At 52.1% G+C, this 22,439-nt stretch carries 14 protein-coding genes; 8 read left to right on the top strand and 6 right to left on the bottom strand.

Annotation, left to right across the window (positions count from 1 at the left end):
- Positions 1–74 precede the first annotated feature (74 nt).
- The 4 genes from HU175_RS18025 (at position 75) to HU175_RS18010 (ending at position 6,736) form a co-directional block, all read left to right on the top strand.
- The gene (locus HU175_RS18025) at positions 75–377 is read left to right on the top strand and encodes a DUF4286 family protein (protein ID WP_176567909.1); all 303 of its coding nucleotides are present in this window, start codon (positions 75–77) and stop codon (positions 375–377) included.
- Between the two features lie 90 nt (positions 378–467).
- On the top strand, positions 468–2,507 hold the full coding sequence (locus tag HU175_RS18020) for a sialate O-acetylesterase (RefSeq protein WP_176567908.1): 2,040 nt from the start codon (positions 468–470) through the stop codon (positions 2,505–2,507).
- A 281-nt stretch (positions 2,508–2,788) separates the two neighbouring features.
- Positions 2,789–5,110: a glycosyltransferase family 4 protein gene (locus HU175_RS18015; protein ID WP_176567907.1), complete on the top strand. Its 2,322-nt coding sequence runs from the start codon at positions 2,789–2,791 to the stop codon at positions 5,108–5,110.
- 138 nt (positions 5,111–5,248) lie between these two features.
- Complete coding sequence (locus HU175_RS18010; RefSeq protein ID WP_176567906.1) at positions 5,249–6,736, top strand: glycoside hydrolase family 130 protein; 1,488 nt, start codon at positions 5,249–5,251, stop codon at positions 6,734–6,736.
- 73 nt (positions 6,737–6,809) lie between these two features.
- On the opposite strand, the gene HU175_RS18005 is transcribed toward HU175_RS18010, so the two are convergent.
- The 3 genes from HU175_RS18005 to HU175_RS17995 are packed head-to-tail and all read right to left on the bottom strand — an operon-like array spanning position 6,810 to position 12,384.
- Complete coding sequence (locus HU175_RS18005; RefSeq protein WP_176567905.1) at positions 6,810–7,628, bottom strand: BT_3044 domain-containing protein; 819 nt, start codon at positions 7,626–7,628, stop codon at positions 6,810–6,812.
- 24 nt (positions 7,629–7,652) lie between these two features.
- Positions 7,653–9,152, bottom strand: a complete 1,500-nt coding sequence (locus HU175_RS18000) for a SusD/RagB family nutrient-binding outer membrane lipoprotein (protein ID WP_176567904.1) — start codon at positions 9,150–9,152, stop codon at positions 7,653–7,655.
- A 19-nt stretch (positions 9,153–9,171) separates the two neighbouring features.
- Complete coding sequence (locus HU175_RS17995) at positions 9,172–12,384, bottom strand: SusC/RagA family TonB-linked outer membrane protein (RefSeq protein WP_176567903.1); 3,213 nt, start codon at positions 12,382–12,384, stop codon at positions 9,172–9,174.
- 1,013 nt (positions 12,385–13,397) lie between these two features.
- Between HU175_RS17995 and HU175_RS17990 the strand changes: the two genes are divergently transcribed.
- The 3 genes from HU175_RS17990 (at position 13,398) to wrbA (ending at position 15,116) form a co-directional block, all read left to right on the top strand.
- Complete coding sequence (locus HU175_RS17990; RefSeq protein ID WP_176567902.1) at positions 13,398–13,895, top strand: hypothetical protein; 498 nt, start codon at positions 13,398–13,400, stop codon at positions 13,893–13,895.
- A gap of 24 nt (positions 13,896–13,919) precedes the next feature.
- Positions 13,920–14,375 carry a hypothetical protein gene (locus HU175_RS17985; RefSeq protein WP_176567901.1) on the top strand — a complete coding sequence of 152 codons (456 nt, stop codon included), beginning with the start codon at positions 13,920–13,922 and terminating at the stop codon, positions 14,373–14,375.
- A gap of 141 nt (positions 14,376–14,516) precedes the next feature.
- Positions 14,517–15,116: an NAD(P)H:quinone oxidoreductase gene (wrbA, locus tag HU175_RS17980; RefSeq protein ID WP_176567900.1), complete on the top strand. Its 600-nt coding sequence runs from the start codon at positions 14,517–14,519 to the stop codon at positions 15,114–15,116.
- 139 nt (positions 15,117–15,255) lie between these two features.
- Here wrbA and HU175_RS17975 read toward each other — a convergent pair whose 3' ends face one another.
- From HU175_RS17975 to HU175_RS17965, 3 genes are all read right to left on the bottom strand, one after another.
- Complete coding sequence (locus HU175_RS17975; RefSeq protein ID WP_176569268.1) at positions 15,256–15,903, bottom strand: 2-C-methyl-D-erythritol 4-phosphate cytidylyltransferase; 648 nt, start codon at positions 15,901–15,903, stop codon at positions 15,256–15,258.
- A gap of 137 nt (positions 15,904–16,040) precedes the next feature.
- Entirely contained in the window at positions 16,041–17,084 is a 1,044-nt protein-coding gene (queA, locus tag HU175_RS17970) for a tRNA preQ1(34) S-adenosylmethionine ribosyltransferase-isomerase QueA (protein ID WP_176567899.1), read from the bottom strand.
- Between the two features lie 115 nt (positions 17,085–17,199).
- Positions 17,200–17,559 (bottom strand): hypothetical protein, encoded by a 360-nt coding sequence (locus HU175_RS17965; RefSeq protein WP_176567898.1) that lies wholly within the window; start codon positions 17,557–17,559, stop codon positions 17,200–17,202.
- A gap of 555 nt (positions 17,560–18,114) precedes the next feature.
- Here HU175_RS17965 and HU175_RS17960 point away from each other — a divergent pair.
- Positions 18,115–22,287, top strand: coding sequence for a carbohydrate-binding protein (locus tag HU175_RS17960; RefSeq protein ID WP_176567897.1), 4,173 nt, complete (start codon positions 18,115–18,117; stop codon positions 22,285–22,287).
- Positions 22,288–22,439: the final 152 nt, after the last annotated feature.

Raw genomic sequence — 22,439 nt, 5'->3', positions numbered from 1 at the left:
TGTTTTTCGATAATTGTTCGGCAAAGAAACAACCAAACCGCCAACTTACGCCCATTATTGCGTGTTTGTTACGTATGATTCTTTACAATACAACCTACAGCCTAGCGGCCGAAGTCGGACCGGATTGGGTAAGCTGGATGCAAAAATTCTACCTGCCTGCCGTTCTGGCGACGCGCCTGCCTGTGGGGCACCGGATGCTACGTCTGCTGACCGAAATCGACAACGGAGGGCTAACCTATTCGGTGCAGCTCGATTTTAATGACATGACCGATTATACCTCTTTCCTGGAACTGCATGCTGACACAATGCAGAAACGGCTGCAACACCGCTTTGGCGGTCAGTTTGTGTCATTCGATACGTTACTTGAAGAACTGTAACGGCCTACCGTCTAATAAATACGAACCGGTCGAGTTGTAGATAATCCCGATGGGCTGGATTTTCGTCTTACGTATATCCAATCCATTTTTATGTCTATACTTTTACCGGGAAGACTGTTCAGGAAATACTGGCTGATTATTTTAGGTACGCTTCCTCTCGGCGTATTCGGGCAAGTGACTGTTACGTTCCCCCGGCCCCATACAGTGCTGCAACGGAACAACGCCAACCAGACAATAATGACCATTGTAGGTACCTGCCCCAACCCCGCTGACCGGGTTGACTGGCGCGTACAGGCCCGGAATGCCGGGCAGGGGATCGGTACCGACTGGGCTGTGCTGGATGCCGCCCCGGCGCAGGGACAATATCGGGGGCAGGCTACTGTCAGCGGGGGCTGGTATCGGCTGGAGATTCGGGCCTGGGTGGGTGGAGTAGTTGCGGCAACCGAAGTTGTACAACCCGTCGGCGTTGGCGAGGTATTCGCTGTGGCGGGACAGTCGAACGGGCAGGGGATTTTTGGTTACGGGGCTGTTAATCCCGCCGACGAACGGGTAGTCTGCTCGTCGGAACGCAACATTACCGACACGACCCGACTCCCTGTTCCGTTTGTGGGCGCTCCACTATCGACAACGGGCTACGTAGCGCCCCGTGGCGAAAGCGCCTGGTGCTGGGGCCGGCTGGGTGACCGGCTGGCTGCCCGTTTCAACGTACCAGTAGCCTTTTATAATACGTGCTGGTCGGGAACGGCCGTTCGGAATTGGCGCGAGAGTATTACGGTCGATAGTACGGCTACATCCTACAACGAGTTTTTCCGGCCGGGAATGCCTTACGGCAACCTGAAGCGGGTGGCGCAGGATTACGTACCGCTGACCGGTTTGCGGGCTGTCCTCTGGCACCAGGGGGAGGCCGAATTTTATGATACTGATCCGTCGGCCGCCAGCTACGCATCGGACCTGGAAACGGTTATTCGGCAATCGCGGCAGGATATGGGGTACCAGATTCCCTGGATGGTGGCGCGGGTGTCGATGGACAACAACCTGTATTACAACTTCAACCTGCGTGAGTACGCGCCGGTCATCAACGCCCAGAATCAGGTGATCCGAAATGGAGTGCAGGTGTATGCCGGACCCAACACGGATGTCGTGCAGATGCCCCGCGAAGATGTTGTTCACTTTACCAATGACGGTATCCGGCAACTGGGCGATGCCTGGTACGATGCCATGAACGACGATTTCTTCCGGAATACTACGCCCGTGCTACCTACTGCTATTCAGGCCACCGACCTCAGTACGTCTTTATCGGCTGATGCTACGGCCCCAAACCTGAATGCCCCTGTACGTATCTACATCACCGTTCGGAACGAGGGATCGGTTGCGGCTACCAACGTGCTGGTGCGGAGTCTGCTGCCAGGACCACTGGTATTTGCGGGTGGGAGCGAGGTTTCGCATAAACGGGGCCTGATTTCGGCCCTTATTTCCAACCTGCCAGCCGGGACCACCATGACCCGTTCCTTTCTGGTGCGACCAACGCAGGAGGGAACGTACCGGTTTGCGGCAGAGGTTGCCCGGATGAGTGAGCTGGATGTTGACTCCCGGCCCAATACCAGCATTGGCGACGGACAGGACGACCTGGCGCTGATCAGCCTGCGTACCCGTTCGGCGGGGAATCAGTTGTTTGCCACACCGCTCTCGGTTAACGCCCCGGCCTTACCAGCCGTTGCTTCGAACCAGCCCATAGCTGAAGCCGACAAAGCGGATCTGAGTCTGCAACTGGCACTTAGCAGCCAGGCTGCGCTTTCTGGTCAGGCGATTACGGTCAGCATGGTGGTCAGCAATCGGGGGGGGCGGTCGTCGGGGAGCGTTCAGGTGGGGTGCCTGCTGCCCGCGGGGCTGGCGTTTCTGGATGGAGCGGGGATGCGGCTTGAAGCGGGCGTCGTGCGGGGTAACCTGGCCGACGTAGCGGTAAACGGATCGGCGCTGCTTCAGTTCCGGGCGGTAGTGCAGCAACCGCTGTCGGATAAGCTGAAAGCGCAGATCGAACTGGCCGCTGTGGCCGATCCTGACTCCACGCCCAACAACGGTTATGACAACGGCGAGGATGATACGGCCCAGGTTACGATACGCACCTATTGACCCGGTAAGCCACCTGTTTCTCTCCAGGTTGATCGTTTTCGGTGATTAACAAATAGGTACATAGACAACATTATCTGGTAAACGGATATGGTTTTGGCAGTATAAAATAGGTCGAAAATTATATTTAGTCGTCAGGAAGACTAGACTAGTCGTACTGGCTCGATCCGGGCGATTATTTTGTGCCGGTTAGCCTAAACAAATAGGGGGTTTCATCGCTTTTAATCGAGGAAATAATCAATACTTCATGCGGAAACGCATGATTTCTGACACCCGAAAACGATATGACGACTCAAACGAAAGACTCAGTAGTATGGACGCATAACCCCAAGAATGTAGCATTTATTGGTGACTATCTGCCCCGACAGTGTGGCATTGCTACGTTCACGTCTGACCTGTACAAATCGTATGACTCGTTTATTCCGGATTCCAATGCCATCGTCGTCTCTGTCAACGACACACTGGATGGGTACGATTATCCCAGTGAAGTCCGGTACGACTTTTACCAGCATGACCAGGATGCCTATCGGAAGGCGGCCGAGTTTATCAACTCGAAAGACCTGGAGGTCGTTTGCCTGCAGCACGAGTATGGTATTTACGGCGGACCCGCCGGGAGTTATATCCTGACGCTGCTCCGGAACCTGACCATGCCGGTTGTTACGACCTTTCACACGATTCTGAAAAACCCGAACGAAGAGCAGTTGCTGGTGCTCAAAAGCATTGCTGACCTATCGTCGCGGGTGATCTGCATGTCGGAAAAGGGCTGCGATTTCCTGATCAACATTTACGATGTTCCCAAAGAAAAAATTGACGTTGTGATGCATGGTATTCCGGACATGCCGTTCGTGGATACCCATTTTTACAAGGATCAGTTCGGGCTGGAAGGCAAACAGACGCTGTTGACGTTTGGCCTTCTGTCGCCTAATAAAGGCATTGAAACCATGATCAAGGCGCTGCCGCGTATTGTCGAGCAGTTTCCGAACGTGGTATACATGGTGCTGGGGGCAACCCACCCGCACCTGATCCGGCACGAGGGTGAGGCTTACCGGGACAGCCTGAAAAAACTGGCCGAGGACTGCGGTGTGCGCGACAATGTTCGGTTTTACAACCAGTTCGTCGAGTTGGATGATCTGCTGGAATATCTGGGCTCGGCCGACATCTACGTAACGCCTTATCTAAATCCGGCACAAATTACCTCTGGTACGTTATCGTATGCGCTGGGCTGCGGCAAAGCCGTGGTGTCGACGCCCTACTGGCATGCCGAAGAGTTATTGGCCGACGGTCGCGGGGTATTGGTTCCCTTTGGCGAGTCCGATGCTTTTTCCGACGCCATTATTGACTTACTTCGTGACGAAGGAAAACGGCATGCGATGCGGAAGCGCGGCTATATGCTGGGTCGGGAGATGATCTGGTCGCAGGTGATTCAGCAGTACTCAAATTCGTTCGCTAAAGCACGGCAGGAGCGGGTTAGTACGATCAATAACCAGACGCCCTACACCATGGGGGGCAACGGCAGCATGGCCTTTAAATTACCAGCGCTCCGACTCGATCACCTGTACCGCCTAACCGATTCGACGGGCATTGCTCAGCACGCCCGCTACCACTTGCCTTTCTATGATGAAGGGTATTGCACCGACGATAACTCCCGCGCGCTTCTCCTGGCTGTCATCCTCCAGGAAGCAGGCATGGGTGATGCGAGACTGGGCAAAGTGGCCGATGACTACTGCGCCTTTGTAAACCACGCCTACTCCGAAGAACACCGGCGATTCCGGAATTTTATGAGTTACGACCGGCGATGGCTAGAAGATGTTGGCTCGGATGACAGCACCGGACGTACCATCTGGGCTCTGGGGGCCGTAATCGGCCGCTCATCCGACCGTAACGCGGTGACATGGGCATTAAATCTAGTTGAGAAGGTACTGCCAAGCGTCGTTGACATGTCATCGCCAAGAGCCTGGGCCTTTTCCTTATTAGGCATCTACGAGTACCAGAAGAAGTTCAATGATGATCGGCTGGCCAAAACCATCCAGCATCAGTTACTTGACAAACTGCTGTTCCGGTACACCGAGACCGCTACCGAAGAATGGCCGTGGATTGAAGATACGCTTTCGTACGACAACGCCGTGCTGGCCCACGTCATGATCCGTTCTGGTGTGGAACAGCTGGTTCAGATCGGCCTGAAATCGCTGCAATGGCTGATTAAAGTACAAACGGCCGAGCGGGGGCATTTTCAGCCTATTGGCTCCGACGGCTTTTACGTACGCGGCCGTAACCGGGCTTATTTCGATCAACAGCCGCTCGAGGCCCAAAGTACCATGTCGGCCTGCCTGGCTGCGTTCGACGTAACGGGTGATGAGGAATGGCACCGTACCGCCATCCGCGTGTTTAAATGGTTCCTGGGTGGTAACGATCTGGGATTGCCGCTGTACGATCAGCAAACGGGAGGGTGCCGCGATGGACTCCACATTGACCGCGTCAACCAGAACCAGGGTGCCGAGTCGACCCTGTCGTACCTGCTGGCCCTGGCCGAGCTACATCACGTACAGAAGAAACGGAGCCAGATCAAACCGGTAGTCGTACCAATGATAGCACTGGCAAACGGCTAGGCCCGGCTACTTAATAAACTGTCCGATGCGGACAGACAGGAAGACGTTGACAACAATTTGCAGTCAATTCGTGAACTGTCATCTTGTTTTCAGCGTCTTCACCGTTCTAGCTTGCAGTTACACCGTACCTGAATATTTATGAGTCTTAAAGCAACACGCACCGGTATCGTACTCCGGCCCGACCCAACCCGGGTTTTGTTCCGGCCATTTGATCTGGGCAGCACCACGCGCACACTGAAAATTATTGCCCGCGTCAACGCCATGACCGACGCTGAAGCCGCGGCCAAACTTGATGAAGTGATCCGTGAGTTTGGTGGGCGGCATTACAAGCTCGAGCGGTTTCTACTCCAGCGCTTCGAGCAGATCAAACCACACCTGCTGACCGACGAAACCCAGTCTCCCGATCGACAGCTCCTGCTCGGGGCGTATTTCACGATGGAGTATTCGCTTGAATCGGCGGCCCTGTTTAACCCGTCGATGGTATGGCACCCCGATCAGACGAACGTGCCCCCCGGCTACAAACGGTTCGTGCTGAGTCTGCGGGCTACGGGTGAAGGACACGTATCGTCCATTTCGTTCCGGATGGGTTACATTGACGAAGAAGGAAAGATTGTGCTTCGCAAACCTTCGCGTTACGTTACCGCGCCAGACATTGTTCCCAATCACCGGTTCAACCGTACCCAGTTCGAGCGGAAGCTCTACGAACTGCGCCTGGAGAACAGTATCCAGGAGAAAATGATGACGGGACTGAGCGAAGAGTTCAGCCTGTCGGAGCTGGAGCAGCAGATCAAACGCGTGCTGGCGCAGTATCGCTATAACGCCGAATACGATACCATTGCCAGCGGACTGCTGGCGCTGGCCAAGTCAAACTACGAAATTCACTTCGACGAAGACCAAAGTCTGGACGAGCGCTGCATCTTCCCGACATCGCCCAACGAAACGAACGGTATTGAAGATGCCCGCTTTGTGCAGTTCACCGACGACAACGGGGACGTTACGTACTACGCTACGTACACTGCTTACAACGGTCGGGTAACGTTTCCGCAGCTGCTCGAAACCAAGGATTTCACGCATTTCAGCGTCAGTACGCTGAACGGAGCCGAAGTGTCGAATAAAGGGATGGCCTTGTTCCCCCGGAAGATTAACGGCAAATATGTCATGATCTCCCGTCAGGACGGAGAGAATATCTATCTGATGTACTCTGATGATCTATATTTCTGGCAGACCAAAGAACTGATCGTGAAGCCGACGTACCACTGGGAGTACGTGCAACTCGGCAACTGCGGGTCGCCTATCGAAACGGAAGAGGGCTGGCTGGTGCTGAGCCACGGTGTTGGTCCCATGCGGAAATATGCCGTGGGCGCTTTCCTACTGGACCTGAACGACCCGAGCAAAGTTATTGGCCGGACAACCGAACCCATTCTGAGCCCCGACGAAAACGAGCGGGAGGGCTACGTGCCAAACGTAGTGTATAGCTGCGGTGGCCTGATTAGTGGGCGGGATTTGATCATTCCCTACGCCATGGCTGATTACGCCAGCAGCTTTGCAACGGTCAATGTCGACGAGCTACTGGCAGAACTAACCGGAAAGAAAAAGCCGGAAGCTGTTGAAAGTGTAACTGAATAGCTACGGAAGGGTAGTACAAACAAAAAAGCAGCTCTGAGCAGAGCTGCTTTTTTGTTTTTGGGGTTTCATCGGTCTAGTTAGTCCGGCGAATGGTTTCGTTAATAATCCGGTTACCGCCCGAGCCAGCATATTGGTAGCTCAGCGTAAAAGTGCGGGTAGCCGGATCGTACTTGTTAACGCCGGTTTGTACCGTTGCCGAAGCCGTCCCTTTGGGCGTGATCGTGACGGTGTTGTCCGCGTTGATGGTCAGCCACATCTGAGCTGCAGTTCCTAAATCAGCGTATTCAGTCTGACTGGTTGTTTCGTCAATACTGCTCAGCGTTTTGGTCCGGTTGATAGCCCGGGTGCCCGCCGTAGGGTGAGCGAACGTACCCGTTGACTGGTACGTACCCTCATAGTTGTTACGCAGTTTAATGGCAACGATCTTGGTGCCGTAATTACTGCTGACTGTTACACCGTTTGTCGCTGATTTAATAACCACAGGCAACGCGTAGTTATCCTTGAACGTCAGCGACGACGTATTCAATTGGTACTTCACCGAGGCTAGCCGCGAACCAGCCTTAACCGTTACAGTGGGTGTAATCAACTGAAACAGGGACGAAGGCAGTATTGTATACGCAGTGCCGGTCAGGGCGCTCTGATCGACTGCCAGCGTTACCTGCGTGTCCTGCGTCGGTACGTCCGGAGAAGCAATGTTTACGTCAAATGAATCGACAACGGCTGTTACTTTCAGGTAACTGCGGGCATCCTCACGACCATAAAACGCCGACGAAGGAATTTCGGCAATAGCGCCCACATTCTTAAAATCAACGTAGTGTTCGTCGTCGTTCAGGCAGGAGCTCAGACTAGCCGTCAGACCCGCTGCGAAGACAACGTATAGATATTTTTTCATGATTGTGTCTTTCGGTTTAATCGCTTATTTCTCCCAGAAAATCTTCGTTGTAAACTGGCTTACTGTACCCTGTGCGTTCACATTCGCTGCATTATAGTTGTATTCGCTTTGCGGATACAGCAATCGAACTGGAATCTGTTTGATTGAGGTACTTGGGTCCTGCGAGATAGGTACGTTAGGATAACCCAGCCGCCGGTAGTCCGACCAGGATTCGAAAGGAGAGAAACCGTTCAGCGACGCCCATTTCTGCGTGATGATAGCCTCGATTTTGTTCGTCGATGCGTCGAAGCCAACGTTATTAACTGCCTGCGAGTAGTACGTTGTTGCCTGCGCTGCGGTAAGTCCCACGTTAATAAACGACTCCGAGATTGCAGACTGATACAGCGTTTTGGGCGTACCCGTGATCCAGCCGCGCTGGGCAGCTTCGGCCTGTAAGAACAACGACTCGTGCGATGATAGAATAACGGCGTCCTGACTGGCATCATCCAGCAGGGCAGGGCCGATGGCCGATACCAGGCTGTTGACTACTGGAGCAATGGTGCCGAAGTACGTAGCGTTGAACGTCGTTCCCGTACCGCCAACTGGGTAGTAGTACCGGCCGAGTCGTGGATCATTGGTGGTCTGATAGAAATCAACCCCGTATTTATTGGCTTTGTACTGGTTGTTCAGCTCGGTAGGTGTTCCCGTTACCGTCTCGCCGTAGTTTCCAAAAAATGGATTCTGCTGGTTCGTTGAGTTCGTGTACCCTGGGTTTACCGTAGCGCTTTCGCCAGCTCCCAGAAAACCATAGCCCGACGCCTTTATTTTGGTCAGCTGCGCCTGGATGAACGACTGCCGGTCCGATTTTTCGGACTGCCGCAGCAGCATCCGTAGTTTCAGCGTGTTGGCAAATTCCCGCCACAGGTCCAGGTCGCCATGAAACATAATATCGTTCGTGCCTGGATTCAACACCGTAGCGCCCTGATCGGCCAGCTGGTCAGCCTGATCAAACAAAGCCAGACCCGCATCAATCTGATTGAACAGATCTTCGTAAACCGCTACCTGATCGTCGTACTTCGGCGAGGCCGTTGAAACGCCGGCGAGGGCTTCAGTATACGGAATGTTGCCGTAGGTATCGACCAGGATCTGAAAGTGCAGCGCCTTCATAATCTTAGCCATTCCCTGCAGCACCGGCTGGTTTAATTCGGCTCCCTGCGTGTCGATGTAGTTGTAGTTCTTCAGATTGAGGTACGCATTGTCCCAAATACCAGATCCAAACGAGTTGGTGAACTGGTAGTTCTTATCTGACGTACCAATCGAGTAGTTACCACTCCAGTTCCAGTAGCCCATCCACAGATTTAGAAATGGAAAGCTGGTTTGGATGTACCGAGCCGAAGCCGCCAGCGCATCAGGCAGAACCAGTTCGGGCGTGGCGGCCGTCACCTGGTTCGGGTTATTATTGATATCGAGGAATTCTTTACAGCCTGACGTCACGACGAGCAGTGCTACCAGTACCCCAACCGTTATTTTCTTTATGTTAAACATTGTCTGTTGCTGATTAGAATTAGAACCCAACACTTACCCGGAAACCGTAGAACCGTGTAGGCGGAGTCTGGTATTCGTTTGTGGTACCTTGTGCGTTACTATTGTCCAGCGAAAATTCCGGATCGGTGAAAACGTTGGTTTTGGGACGCAGCATAAACAGGTTCCGGCCCGTTAGCGCAACGTTCAGCGCCCGGAAGATTTTCAGTTTGCTCAGAACCGTAGCTGGTACGTCGTAGCCCAGCACCACTTCGCGAAGTTTCCAGAACGCAGCGCTGGTTATATAACTGGAACCGGCATTATGGTAACCCGAGTTTGTCCAGAATTCCAGATTGCCATCGCGAGTCGAAACGCTGGTGTTTTGCGAATACGATCCATCGGCATTCTGAATAACCGAATTTGGATAGATGAAATTCTGACGGCCATTGTAGGTAGACCGGATACCGGCACCCGTAAACTCAAGCGCGTTCCCAATGGCGTTATTGATAACGTTACCACCGCGGTATTCAACCACCGCCGTCAGCGTGAAATCTTTATAACCAAACGTGTTGGTCAGACCAAAACGGTGACGGGGCTGGGTTGTTCCGAAATACTTGATGTTAGCATCCAGGATAGGATAGCCCGTTGTCGGATTTACGATCGGTTGACCATAATAGGGGCTATTCTGGTCGGAAACACGCTGAATATCAGTTACGTATAAGGCTGGGTACGCCTGATTAACAGCCGCGTAAACCGATGAACCCGTACCATCGCTCAGTGGAATGTTGATCCGATCCAGATCGCCGTATACCGACGTTACTTTGTTGTTCAGATATGTGTAGTTCGCATTCAGATTCCAGGTGAAGTTGCCTGCCCGAACGATGGGACGGAGGGTACGTAATTCCAGCTCAACCCCGCTGTTCTCCATCGAACCCGTATTGATCAGCGCCGACGTATAGCCCGTTGTGCGCGAGATCTGAATAGGAACCGTCTGGTTGATCGTTGTCGTGTTGTAATACACCGCTTCCAGATTCACCCGGTCGAACAAACCAACTTCAACCCCAACTTCGCGGTTGGTCGTGAACTCTGGTTTTAGATTCGGGTCATTCTGCGTATTACCCAGTTCAAAACCCGGCTGGCTACCGAAGGGGAAGCCGGTGCCTGGGTTAAACACATTCTGCAACTGATAAGCCGCTACGTTTACGTTACCGGCTTTTGCAACACCGCCCCGAATTTTCAGGTAAGTCAGCGCATTCCCGTTTTTCAGCGATTCAATAGCATCGGTCACGACAAGCGAAGCATCAACACTGGGGTAGAAGAACGAACGGTTGTCGGCTCCCAGCAGCGAACTCCAGTCATTCCGACCCGTAGCGTGTAAGAACAGAAAGTTTTTATATCCCAGCGTCAGATCGCCAAACGCACCAATCAGTCGGCTCTGCCGATAAAACTCATCTACGGTTGCCTGACCCAATCGGTTGTTAATATTGTAAACGCCCGGGACAACCAGCGCTGCCGCATTCGCGTAGGTGTAGCGACGGTAATCCATCCGGGTTTGCTGCCCCAGAATTAATTTGGTGGTGAAGTCACCGAATTTGGGGTCGATCGTAATCAGCAGGTCGCCTGTAAAACGTGTCCGTGTGTCCGTACGATCAGTAACCGTACCACTCCGACGCTGAACTGATGATGCAATGTTACCAGCTCCCCAGGGGTCGCCAAGGGCATAGTCGCTAAAGGATACGTCGGCCCGGTGCGCTTTATACTGCTCATTCGAGACCTGTCCGGAAACACGATACAGAACGTTAAACCAATCCTTAACTTGGTAAGCTACGTCGGTATAGCCCTGGAACGAATATTTGTTGGTAAGCTGACGTGAATTGTCACCAGTTACCTGCCACCACGGGTTAGGGTAATAAGCGTTAAAGTAGCCGTTTACGTCACCGTATGGAGACGTAATGTCTGAAATACGCGGATCTGTGAGGGGAGCATGAGCGGGCTGATTCAGCAGGTTCCAGTAAACTGGGCGTCCCTGGCCAAAATCGCCATTCTCAACGTTGGTGTTCTCGTAGGTGAAGTTTGCCTTAGCAGTTGCCGTAAACTTGTTGAAGTTGCGTCCGCCGTTAATCAGAATATTCGTCCGGCTGTAGCGATCGTTGGGAACGATACCCCGTTGATCAACGCGCTGCAAACCTAACCCAAAAAAATTCAGGGCATCACCAACTCGGTAGGAGAGGTCATGTTGTACCGTAGAACCCGTCCGGAAGAAAGCCCGGCGTGGATCCTTAGCAAGAGCCGCATAGGGAACTTGGAGCGTATCGAGCGAAAGCGAACCGTCGGGATTGCGAACCTGTACGCCATATCCCAATGGTTGTGTCGAACCATCATAGGCCGGGCCAAACTGCTGGTTTTCGAAAGGTACATACAGCCGCTGTCCGTTTGCATTTAGAAAAGGAGCACCTTCACCTCCGTTCGATCCGTACGAATTTTGCAGCGTCGGCATGTAGGAGACGCTTTCGAACTGAGTATTATTGGAATACGTAATCTGAGGACGATTGGTTGTCGTTCCACGTTTAGTTGTAACAACCAACACCCCATTCGAGGCATCGGAGCCGTACAGGGCAGCCGCGCTGGGTCCTTTCAGGATGTTAGTGCTCTCTATATCGTTGGGGTTGATCGAGTTCAGGTAGCTAATATCGGTCAGCGCACCATCGACTACCAGTAACGCCTGGTTGTTACCCAGAAAAGAGCGGTTCCCGCGAATGGTTAACCGTGGCGTAGCGCCTACGGCGTTGTTGGTTAGGTTAATCTGTAGACCAGCTACCTTGCCCGTCAGGCCATTGGCAATGTTTACCGGGGCTGCCTGGTTAATTTGAGCGCTGTTCAGTCGGGAGACTGACGTACCTATTTCGCGCTCCGTCCGACGAATACCAAAGCCGGTTACAACCACTTCATTTAATGTTGATGCATCGCTCTGCAGGGAGATATTCACCGCCGTACGATTGCCGATGGCTACGTCCTGTGATTTAAAGCCAACGAAGGAAAACGTCAGCGTTGCAGTTGGGCTTGCTGAAATTTGATAATTGCCATTCGCGTCTGTTGTCGTTCCCTGCGTTGTTCCTTTTATAACAATACTCACTCCTGGTAAAGCTGAGCCGTCATCGGAAGAGGTTACACGTCCTGTTATGGCTACATTTTGCGCCAGCAAAGGGAGCGAAAATAGTAGTGACAGGAATAAGACACTAACTAGAGATTTTCTCATAAACAGTTGATGGAAAAAGAGATGTTAAGCATGACTAACCAAACAAAAGGACTACTTGTAATAATAGACTTTATTTTACTACTGTGAAAGAAAATTTGGAAAAACGATACGCAATATACGTTAGCTAAAAGGCTTTTCTTTCCGGGCAAAATAAGTGATAGGCCTATTTCTAGTAGACTGCTAAGTGTTTATACTCAGACTGTTTATCTATGTTGATCTATGTATGTTTCTTCAGTAAAGGTTGAGAATATTATTGTTCTTTCTTTATAGACATCTTATAAAGATTGAGGCAATGGAATAAGCAAAATATTATATTGATAATTCATTTTTTAATAAGAAACTATATGTCTTAAGTAATTATATTAAATTGATAATTTTAACTTAAAAATTAAAATAGCATTAAAATGACGTGGTAATTTATTCGTGCAACAGCCGTCCGGAAGATCAACTTTCCGGAACGGAGAAATTGGACAACGAATGATCAATAAATAAATGAGACGAAAGATTGACAGAACGAATCTGACCAGGTAAAAAAAGAAGATATGTTCAGAAAATGCTGCTGGGTGAGAGCGAAAAGGTAGCTAAGCAGAAACCGTCTCATTACGGTGAATCCTACCGGTAAAGACAAACAAAAAAGCGGACCAACAGTATCGGTCCGCTTTCTGCATTACGCTTTATCCAACTAGTAAAGTCCAAAATCGAAAGGAAAGGCAACAGAGGGGCGGTCCTATCTTAAGAATCGGCTCCGCTTACCAGACATGTGTTACTCAGTCGCGTTTTAGGGTGGCAAGATACTATCTTTTTCTTGTTGATTTATAATTTTATCATAAATAAAGAACATTTATTGAGGTAGAACCCGATTTCCCGGTATAAGTAGATTGGTTTTTCATGCTACCAGGCAGAACAGATACGTAGCCCAACCAAAGCCTGACAGACTGGGGGCTAATTACAGTTTGGGGACAAACTTTTTGCATTCTGCCGAGTTATTATAAGCAATTAACCGATTCAACGATATGAAAGAGGAAACAGGCGTAGATCGTGACGAAACGCAGATCAATGGACGTACTGACGGCCCTTTTGGGACCGACGGTGCAGACGTTGATGTACGCGCAGAAGATAATAAACACCGGGCCGATCAGGAAGACTCGGCCAACGGATTAGATAGCTTGCAGGTTCGCGGAGGCCAGGATGGCCGGAACAACCGGGGCATTGGTAGCACGGACATGGATAGCAAAAATGGTATCCTTCGCATGGGTGACCAGGACAACAGTACCATGGAAGTACCAGAAGAAGCACTAAATAGTGCTGCTGCCAGCGAAAGCAAAACCAATACGGCTACGGTCGACGTAACAACCAGCGGTCCCGACGACTATGCATCGGCTGACCAGGTTGACACACCCGATGCCGAAAAAGAAGCTAAAGAGCAGGACCAGACTGAGGATACCTCGCAGGAAAGCCACGACGATGTGGCCGAAACGGGTACTGATCTCAACAACCAACCAACGTATTAATCGACAACCCTAATAGTCAACGTTATGAGCGTAAGTAGCAATTCCCGCAAAGAAAGTACCGAGTCATACGCTGCCCAGCAAATGCACAGCACGATGGGCATTGCCCCCGAACTGGCTCAACTGAACGACAAAAATCTCGAGAACGACCTGCCATCACGCGTGGCGGGTAGCAGCGATACCGATGTACCCGGCGACGTAGCCGAAGCCGATTCGCTGGCGGCCGAGAACGATGACGCAACTGGTGTAACCAGTGAAGCCATCGAAGAATCGAAACGCGCTTCGTGGGGACAGCCACCCCTGCCCAACGATGCTGAAGAAGCTGCTACGGATGAAGACAGTCCGATGACGGCCTACCAGCAGCCTGAAGCGGCCGACGAAGCTGTTACGGTTACTGACGCCGACTGGAACCGCAGTACCAGCGAGGGTGCCGTACCACCAACGCGGGTCAACGAACCCGACCGGACACTGGGTAACTCATAGAGCTACCAGTAACTCCTCTTCAGAAAGAGTGGATTCACCTAATCCTTCGTTCTGAAGAGGAGTTTTAAAATAGTTGCTTAAATGTATATACATTAAAAGTATATACTTGTATTTTTGTTTTAAACTTAATCAATTAAAAACATGGCTAAAATTGCAGTAATTTACTACAGTGCTACCAGTACGACCTATAAACTGGCAAAAGCCGTTGAAGAAGGCGCAGCCGCTGCGGGTGCTGAAGTTAAGTTATTCAAAGTGAAAGAATTAGCTCCGGAAGAAGCTATTGCTTCTAACCAGGGTTGGTCTGCGCACCGGCTTGAAACGCAGGATGTTCCGGAAGTAACGCTGGCTGATCTGGAGTGGGCCGATGCTATTATCCTGGGAGCACCAACGCGTTATGGCCTGCCTGCCGCGCAGATGAAACAGTTCCTGGATACGACTGGTCCGCTGTGGGGACAGGGTAAACTGGTGAACAAGATTGCCTCATCATTCACCAGTGCCGCTACGTTGCACGGCGGTCAGGAAAGCACGATCCTGGCACTGAATAATACGTTCTACCACTGGGGTTGTATCATCGTGGCACCGAGCTACGCTGATCCTATTCAGTTCCAGGCTGGCAATCCCTATGGTACGTCGTTTGTGAGCCAGAACGGAACCGTTGCACCCGACGATGTAGCGTTGAGCGCGGCTAAATTCCAGGGAAAACGCGTTGCTGAAGTAACAGCGAAATTTTTGGGCGAATAGAGCCGAGAAATTAGACGAAAGAGGAAAGACGTAAGAGAACAGACAGAAGAAAAAAGACGGTGCCATCAAGTAGCTTTTGTCTTTCCTCTCTCGTCTTCTGGTCTTACATCTTTCTTCTTTTTTGCCTAAGTCTTACGTCTTACATTCTCTCCTGCAAATTCGCCTGCTGGCCCCAGATCAGATCCTCGGGGGTGGTAATCTTAATGTTTTCGTAGGAGCCGTCGATAAGCGTAACGGCCTGACCGGCATGTTCAACAACACTGGCGCAGTCGGTAAAGAAAGGTTGTTCCTCGGTCTGAAACGCCTGTCGGAACAGATCCAACCGAAAGGTTTGTGGCGTCTGTACGAGCCGGTATTGATTCCGATCTACGGCCTGACTCCGACCCTCTGCGTCAACAACTCGTACAGAGTCTTTTACGGCTACGCAGGTCACGGCCGAGCCCATCTGTTCAGCCGTACGGTAACTCTGCTCAATAATACCGGGAGAAATAAATGGCCGGACGCCATCATGCACCGCTACCAGCCCCTCACTGGCCTGAATGGCCGCCAGTCCATTCCGTACAGACTGAAAGCGGGTATCTCCACCCAGAACGGACTGAACGGTACCGATGTCGTCCGGAAAAAACTGGTGCTGAACGCATAGATTCTGCCAAATCGCCAGATCGCGTTCGGGTAGCACCAGAATAATGTGTGGCGTGGGCGTTACGGCCAGAAAACGCTCGATGGTACGCTGGAGAATGGGTTTTCCCTGGAGCAGCAGAAACTGTTTAGAAACGCTGGCTTTCATCCGGCTGCCGCTACCACCTGCCACAATAATGGCAAAGCGAGGTAAAGAACCGGTTGAGGTATAAAGAGACAAGTGGTTGGTTAGTTTTGTAGTACGTACCACAAAACTAACCAACCACCTGCTATCTCAATCAATAATTACAAAATCAGCATAGCATCGCCGTAGCCGAAGAAGCGGTACTTCTCTTTAATCGCCACCTGATACGCTTCCTTGATCAGCTCGTGGCCACCAAAGGCGCTTGTCATCATCACCAGAATCGATTCGGGCAGGTGCAGACTCGTCAGCAGCGAGTTCGCAATCTTGAAATCGTACGGTGGAAAGATGAATTTATCCGTCCAGCCTTCTACCGGTTTCAGACGGCTGTTGGCTGATACCGACGATTCAATCGCTTTCAGCGACGTAGTACCGATCGAACAAACCCGCTTGCCAGCGTCCAGAGCGGTATTCACGATAGCTGCCGTTTCTTCCGGAATGCGGTAATTTTCCGAATCTGTTTTGTGTTTGGTCAGGTCTTCAACGTCAACCTGCCGGAACGTACCCAGGCCAACGTGCAGCGTAACGGGCGCAAAATGAATGCCCTTGATCTCCATGCGTTTCATCATGGCGCGGGTAAAATGCAGCCCGGCGGTAGGAGCCGCTACGGCACCAACGTGCTCGGCGAAAACTGTCTGGTAGAGATCCCGGTCGGCGGTTTCGGCATCCCGGTTGATTTCGCGGGGGAGGGGTGTTTCGCCCAGTTCGTCCACCGCTTTCATGAACTCCTCGTGGTTTCCGTCGAACAGGAACCGGATGGTACGACCGCGTGAGGTAGTATTGTCAATGACTTCAGCAACGAGGTCACTGTCACCGAAATAAAGTTTGTTACCCACCCGGATTTTACGGGCTGGATCAACCAGTACATCCCACAGTTTCATCTCGCGATTCAGTTCGCGCAGCAGAAAAACTTCAATCTTGGCACCGGTCTTCTCTTTGTTGCCATACAACCGCGCCGGAAATACCTTGGTGTTATTGATCACCATTACGTCGCCGTCACCAAAGTAGCTCAGAATATCCGAAAACTGCTTATGTTCAATGGTTTTGGTTTTTCGGTCAACAACCATCAGACGGGATTCACCTCGCTCAACGGGGTATTTAGCGATTAGACTTTCGGGCAGATCGAATTTAAATTCGGATAACTTCATAGCGTATCAATACAAAAAAGAACGACGCGTTTCTTATAAAAAATGCAAAGATAGGCAAAAACCCGGAAAATTTGACATGTTCCGGGTTTTTGCCTTGCAATTATGCGAAAAAGATTTATTGAGCAGTGTCTGCTGAGTTAAGCGGTTTAACGGCTCCTTCTGTATTTACGTTCGGGTGATCGACGTTGAACTTCGCCATCAGTTCCGACGAGACTTCGTTGGCGTATGTTCCCTGCGCCGAAACGAAAACACCCTTCAGGCCATTGGAGGTCGAGATGGCGTATACCGTCATTTCATCACCGGGATCGGATGTGCCTTCGAATCGGTGAAACTCGTCGACTTCGAACTCATTGCTTTTCACTTTCGTGTCCGAGTTCTGCTCTTCCAGGTGATCATTTTTGGGGGCAAATTCATGGGTGTAGCCGCGACCGCGAAGATCTTCCATTGCTTCCGTCGCTGTATCAAAATGTTTCATAGCGTCTAGGGCTTTAATTACGTATCAGGTAAACGAGAAATGGAACGGATAGTTTTGGCAAAGCGGATTCCGGGAGTGCTGGCAATAACGGCCTTCAGATTCGGCCTGCTGGCGCTGGTGACGCACGCCAGTTGGTCGTGAATAAAAGACCACTTCTACCCGGCAAACCGCTATCCCGGCAAAGGAATGGGCAAAAAAACGGTCACTCGAACCTCATTTAACCTACCGGCAGATAAAAAGGAAGTTTCTTTTCCCGCTTCAGTCCACAAAAATTCTCGGAATTGAAGGAGACGGCTACGAAAGCCAGTACAGGATAATTCGGGGTAGGACGACGTTGTATTGCCCTTCTGGTCACTATTTCTTTGGTATTTATTTAAGAATGACAAAAAGTTCGTGCTGAAATAAAGGCTAATGGAGCAAAAATTGCTCAAAACTATGATAAGATTATCAGGAAGTTAGCCGCTATGAGTAGTTGAAATTATAGCTCCGAAAAGGCAATTTTAACCCAGCTATCTTATTGATTATCCGACTCTTTACTACCTAATCCAACGAAACATGAACAAACATTTACGCTGGTTTTTACTGTTCATTACACTGTTGGCTGGAACGACAGGTACGGCTTTCTCCCAGTCTTATGTCGCGCTGCCGGGTAGGCTCGAAGCCGAGAGTTATAAAGCCATGAATGGCGTTCGCACTGAAAATACGGACGATACGGGCGGTGGACTGGATGTGGGCTGGATTCCCGATAAGACCTGGATGGACTACAAAGTGAACGTGGCAACGGCTGGTATTTATTCGTTCAAACTGCGGATTGCCAACGGGTTCAGCGATGACGCCGAACTGGAACTACGTAACGCCAGTGGCACCCGGCTGGGCGGGCTGGTCATTCCCCGGACCGGGGGCATGCAAAGCTGGCAGACCGCCAACCTGGTGGCTTCGTTACCCGCTGGCAACCAAACGCTTCGCTTATACGCCAAGAAAGGCGTGTTCAGCCTCAACTGGTTTGAGGTCCAGCCGCCCAAACCCTTGCCTGGCAAAATTGAAGCCGAAGCGTTCGACGTAGCCACCGATGTCCATCCGGAAACGACGGGCGATGAAGGGGGAGGGCAGAACCTGGCCTACATCGACGACGGCGACTGGATGGATTATAACGTAACTGTTGGTCGCGGTGGGCTGCATACGGTGAGTTTTCGGGTAGCCAACAGCTGGGGCAACGGCCTGATCGAACTGCGCTCAGCGTCGGGAGCCATACTGGCGCAGGTCGATGTTCCTAAAACGGGCGACTGGCAGCAGTGGTCAACCATTAGCACTACGGCCAACCTGAACGCCGGTAATCAACTGCTGCGTATTTATGCCAAGCGGGGAGCTTTCAACCTGAACTGGTTCGAAGCGGTTAACACAACCGTACTGCCTGGTCGGCTGGAAGCGGAACATTACAACACCATGAGCGGTATCCGCACCGAAACGACCAACGATACGGGCGGTGGGCTGGATGTGGGCTGGATTCCCGATACTGGCTGGATGGATTATAGCGTGAGCGTGGCTACGGCCGGTATTTATTCGTTTAAATTGCGGATTGCCAATGGGTTCAGTGATGACGCTGAGCTGGAGTTACGTAACGCCAGCGGCACTCGGCTGGGCGGGCTGATCATTCCCCGAACCGGGGGCATGCAAAGCTGGCAGACCGCCAACCTGGTGGCTTCGTTGCCCGCCGGTACGCAAACGCTTCGTTTATATGCCAAGAAAGGCGTGTTCAGCATTAACTGGTTTGAAGCGCAGGCGCCCAAGCCCCTGCCGGGTAAAATTGAGGCTGAAGCATTCGACGTAGCCACCGACGTGCGGCCGGAAACCACCGCTGACACCGGGGGCGGCAAGAATCTGGCCTACATTGACGACGGCGACTGGATGGACTACAACGTTACGGTGGCAGCGGCTGGTCAGTACACGATCAAATTCCGGGTCGCCAATAGCTGGGGAAATGGCCTAATCGAGCTAAAATCGGCGGCCGGTACGCTGTTGGGGCAGGTTGACGTACCTAAAACGGGCGACTGGCAAAGCTGGACCACCGTGACGACAACGGCTACGTTGCCCGCCGGAAACCAGTTGCTGCGTCTCTACGCCAACCGGGGAGCTTTTAACCTCAACTGGTTCGAGGCCACTGCTGGCGCAACCCCGGTAACTCCTCCGCCAGCACCCGTGAAAACGCAGGCGGTTATTACGTTTGCTGAACTGCCTGCCAGAACCGTTGGGCCCGACGCATACGAGCTGAAAGCGACCAGTAACAATACTGAAACGCCGATCACCTTTACGTCTTCTGATCCCAGGATCGTGACCGTTTCGAATGCGTCGGGCAGATGGAAAGCAACGGCGCTGGCGGCAGGTACGGCGACAATTACGGCATCGCAGGTGGCCAGTACGTCTTTTGTGGCGGCTCAGTCTGTTAGCCGGAGCCAGGTTGTCCAGGCGGCCCCTACGACCCCGACAACGACCAAAATTACGCTCGATACCAAACGCTGGTACCAGCTGACCAACGCCACCTATGGTCTGGACGCCCTGTTCGACGGGGCAACGCAGACGCGAATCAATACGGGCTGGGGCAAAGTCGTGAATGAATACGATGCCTATTACCCGCTGCTGGACAATGAGCAGATGACCATCGACCGCATCAAGCTGTATGACTTTGAGGGCACAACGGTTGACAAACCCGTTGTACTGTCAGTCATCACCGATCAGTGGCAGCGGATTCCCATCGCTACGTTTACCGGGCAGGAGTATGGTACGTGGGTTGGCCCGTATCCGGATCGGAACCTGGACGGCGATGCCAAGTTTAAACTTGACGTGCCGGTGAGCAACATCCGTTACTTGGTGCTGCATATTCAGGGCGAACTCCCTACCGAGATCGAACTGTACGGTACGTACACCACAATGTCCTCGGCGCAGTCGGTGCTTGCAACTAAACCGGTTAAGCTGCGGGACATGTTCGGGGTGAACGCCTACGAATGGAACTTCGAGGATGGCAACACGCCCTGGGAAATCAACGAAGCCAAAATGAACGTGGCGAAAAGCTTTACGGGCATCCGGCACTACATGGACTGGCAGAAACTGGAATCGGCGGAAGGCGTTTACTCCTACAACCCGACCATGAGCGGGGGCTGGAACTACGATGCCATCTACGAGCGCTGCAAACAAGCGAACATCGATGTGCTGGCCTGCCTGAAAACCTTACCCGACTGGTTGGTTAATACGTACCCGGAAGGCGAGCGCGACGCGGAGAACGTACCGGTTCGCTACGGTAAAGACCTGGCCCAGCCCGGCTCGTACATCGAACAGGCCAAAGTGGCTTTCCAGTACGCGGCCCGGTACGGCAGCAATCCTAACGTTGATCCGGCCCTGCTGCGCGTGCACAACAGCCCACGCTGGTACGGCGATACACCCAATTCGGTGAAAATCGGTTTGAATCTGATCAAATATATTGAGTGCGACAACGAGCGGGACAAGTGGTGGAAAGGCCGCAAAGCATACCAGAATGCGCGCGAGTATGCCGCTAACCTGTCGGCGTTTTACGATGGGCATAAAAACACGATGGGGCCGGGAGTTGGTGTCAAAAACGCTGATCCGACCATGAAAGTCGTGATGATGGGACTGGTGACCGGCCCGGATTTTGTGCGGGGCATGGTCGACTGGTGCAAAGAGTTCCGGGGCTATAAACCCGACGGAACGGTCAATCTATGCTGGGATGTGATCAACTTTCACCTCTACACCGACAACGGTTCGATGACGCAGAGCGGTGGGGCCAACACCCGCGGAGCCGCCCCTGAGGTGACTACGGCCAATAAAATTCTGGAAGAGTTTGTCCGGGTGAGCCACCAGCAGTCGTACGACATGCCCGTCTGGATAACGGAAGCGGGGTACGATACCCACCAGGAGAGTCCGTTGCGCGCTATTCCTATCGGTCAGAAATCGGCACTGGAAACCCAGGCCGACTGGATTCTACGATCTTCGCTGTTCTCCGCCCGTCTGGGTATCGACAAGGTGTTTTTCTACCAGATGTACGACGACAATGCATCGGGCGGCATGTTCGCTACGTCGGGGCTGGCTAATTCAGATCAGAGTCGTCGTCCGGCCGCCGATTTTCTGCTGCAGACCGGTAAGCTGTTTGGCGAGTATGTGTACAAAGAAACGACGCATACCGATCCCATTGTGGACCGCTATGAGCTGAACGGTAAATCGATGTACATGCTGGTGGTGCCTGACGAAAAAGGACGTACCGCCAAGTATTCGCTGGATTTGAACGGCGCTACGTCAGCAAAAATCTACCGGCCTAAAGCGGGCGCTGCCGATATGGATTGGGAAGAGGTACAGGCTGCGGGCGGTCTTCTGACCGTAACGGTGACCGAAACCCCCCTGTTCGTAGTACCAAACGCAACGGCGGGTGCCCGGGTGATTGCTTCGGAGCTGCCCACGACACTGGAAAAAGCGGTACAGGTGTTTCCAAATCCGACGGTCGATTACCTGACCGTAACGGTGACCAGCGATAATGTGGCCGACCTGGACGTAACGGTATTCGACGCCAGCCTGGGCCGCCTGCACAAGCAGGTGAAACTGAAGAAGGAGAGTACCGTTATATCGGAAAAAATCGACCTGTCAGCCCTGCCAGTTGGTACGTATGTGGTTGAGTTGAAACAGGGACAGGAGCGGGCGTTCCGCAAGGTACTGAAAACCCGGTAAGGCTGTTTTCTAAATTATTCTCGACGGTCCGGCCTGGACAGTCCGATTGGATACGTCATCCGGCCGGACCGTTCAGGCCGGACTTTTCTTCGGCGAACGCACCGTTAAAAAAGGATTAACGGAAATTGTGGTCATTTAGTAAACAAAGCAGA

Origin of the sequence: Spirosoma sp. KUDC1026 (genome assembly GCF_013375035.1) — a bacterium.
In the GTDB taxonomy this organism is placed as follows: domain Bacteria; phylum Bacteroidota; class Bacteroidia; order Cytophagales; family Spirosomataceae; genus Spirosoma.
Note: the sequence above shows the minus strand (reverse complement) of the source record. Positions and strands in the feature narration are given on the sequence as shown.

Bases quoted from the DNA above. Each gene is read 5' to 3' on its own strand.
- HU175_RS18025 (WP_176567909.1), top strand. From the start codon at position 75: ATGATTCTTTACAATACAACCTACAGCCTAGCGGCCGAAGTCGGACCG.
- HU175_RS18020 (WP_176567908.1), top strand. From the start codon at position 468: ATGTCTATACTTTTACCGGGAAGACTGTTCAGGAAATACTGGCTGATT.
- HU175_RS18015 (WP_176567907.1), top strand. From the start codon at position 2,789: ATGACGACTCAAACGAAAGACTCAGTAGTATGGACGCATAACCCCAAG.
- HU175_RS18010 (WP_176567906.1), top strand. From the start codon at position 5,249: ATGAGTCTTAAAGCAACACGCACCGGTATCGTACTCCGGCCCGACCCA.
- HU175_RS18005 (WP_176567905.1), bottom strand. From the start codon at position 7,628: ATGAAAAAATATCTATACGTTGTCTTCGCAGCGGGTCTGACGGCTAGT.
- HU175_RS18000 (WP_176567904.1), bottom strand. From the start codon at position 9,152: ATGTTTAACATAAAGAAAATAACGGTTGGGGTACTGGTAGCACTGCTC.
- HU175_RS17995 (WP_176567903.1), bottom strand. From the start codon at position 12,384: ATGAGAAAATCTCTAGTTAGTGTCTTATTCCTGTCACTACTATTTTCG.
- HU175_RS17990 (WP_176567902.1), top strand. From the start codon at position 13,398: ATGAAAGAGGAAACAGGCGTAGATCGTGACGAAACGCAGATCAATGGA.
- HU175_RS17985 (WP_176567901.1), top strand. From the start codon at position 13,920: ATGAGCGTAAGTAGCAATTCCCGCAAAGAAAGTACCGAGTCATACGCT.
- wrbA (WP_176567900.1), top strand. From the start codon at position 14,517: ATGGCTAAAATTGCAGTAATTTACTACAGTGCTACCAGTACGACCTAT.
- HU175_RS17975 (WP_176569268.1), bottom strand. From the start codon at position 15,903: ATGAAAGCCAGCGTTTCTAAACAGTTTCTGCTGCTCCAGGGAAAACCC.
- queA (WP_176567899.1), bottom strand. From the start codon at position 17,084: ATGAAGTTATCCGAATTTAAATTCGATCTGCCCGAAAGTCTAATCGCT.
- HU175_RS17965 (WP_176567898.1), bottom strand. From the start codon at position 17,559: ATGAAACATTTTGATACAGCGACGGAAGCAATGGAAGATCTTCGCGGT.
- HU175_RS17960 (WP_176567897.1), top strand. From the start codon at position 18,115: ATGAACAAACATTTACGCTGGTTTTTACTGTTCATTACACTGTTGGCT.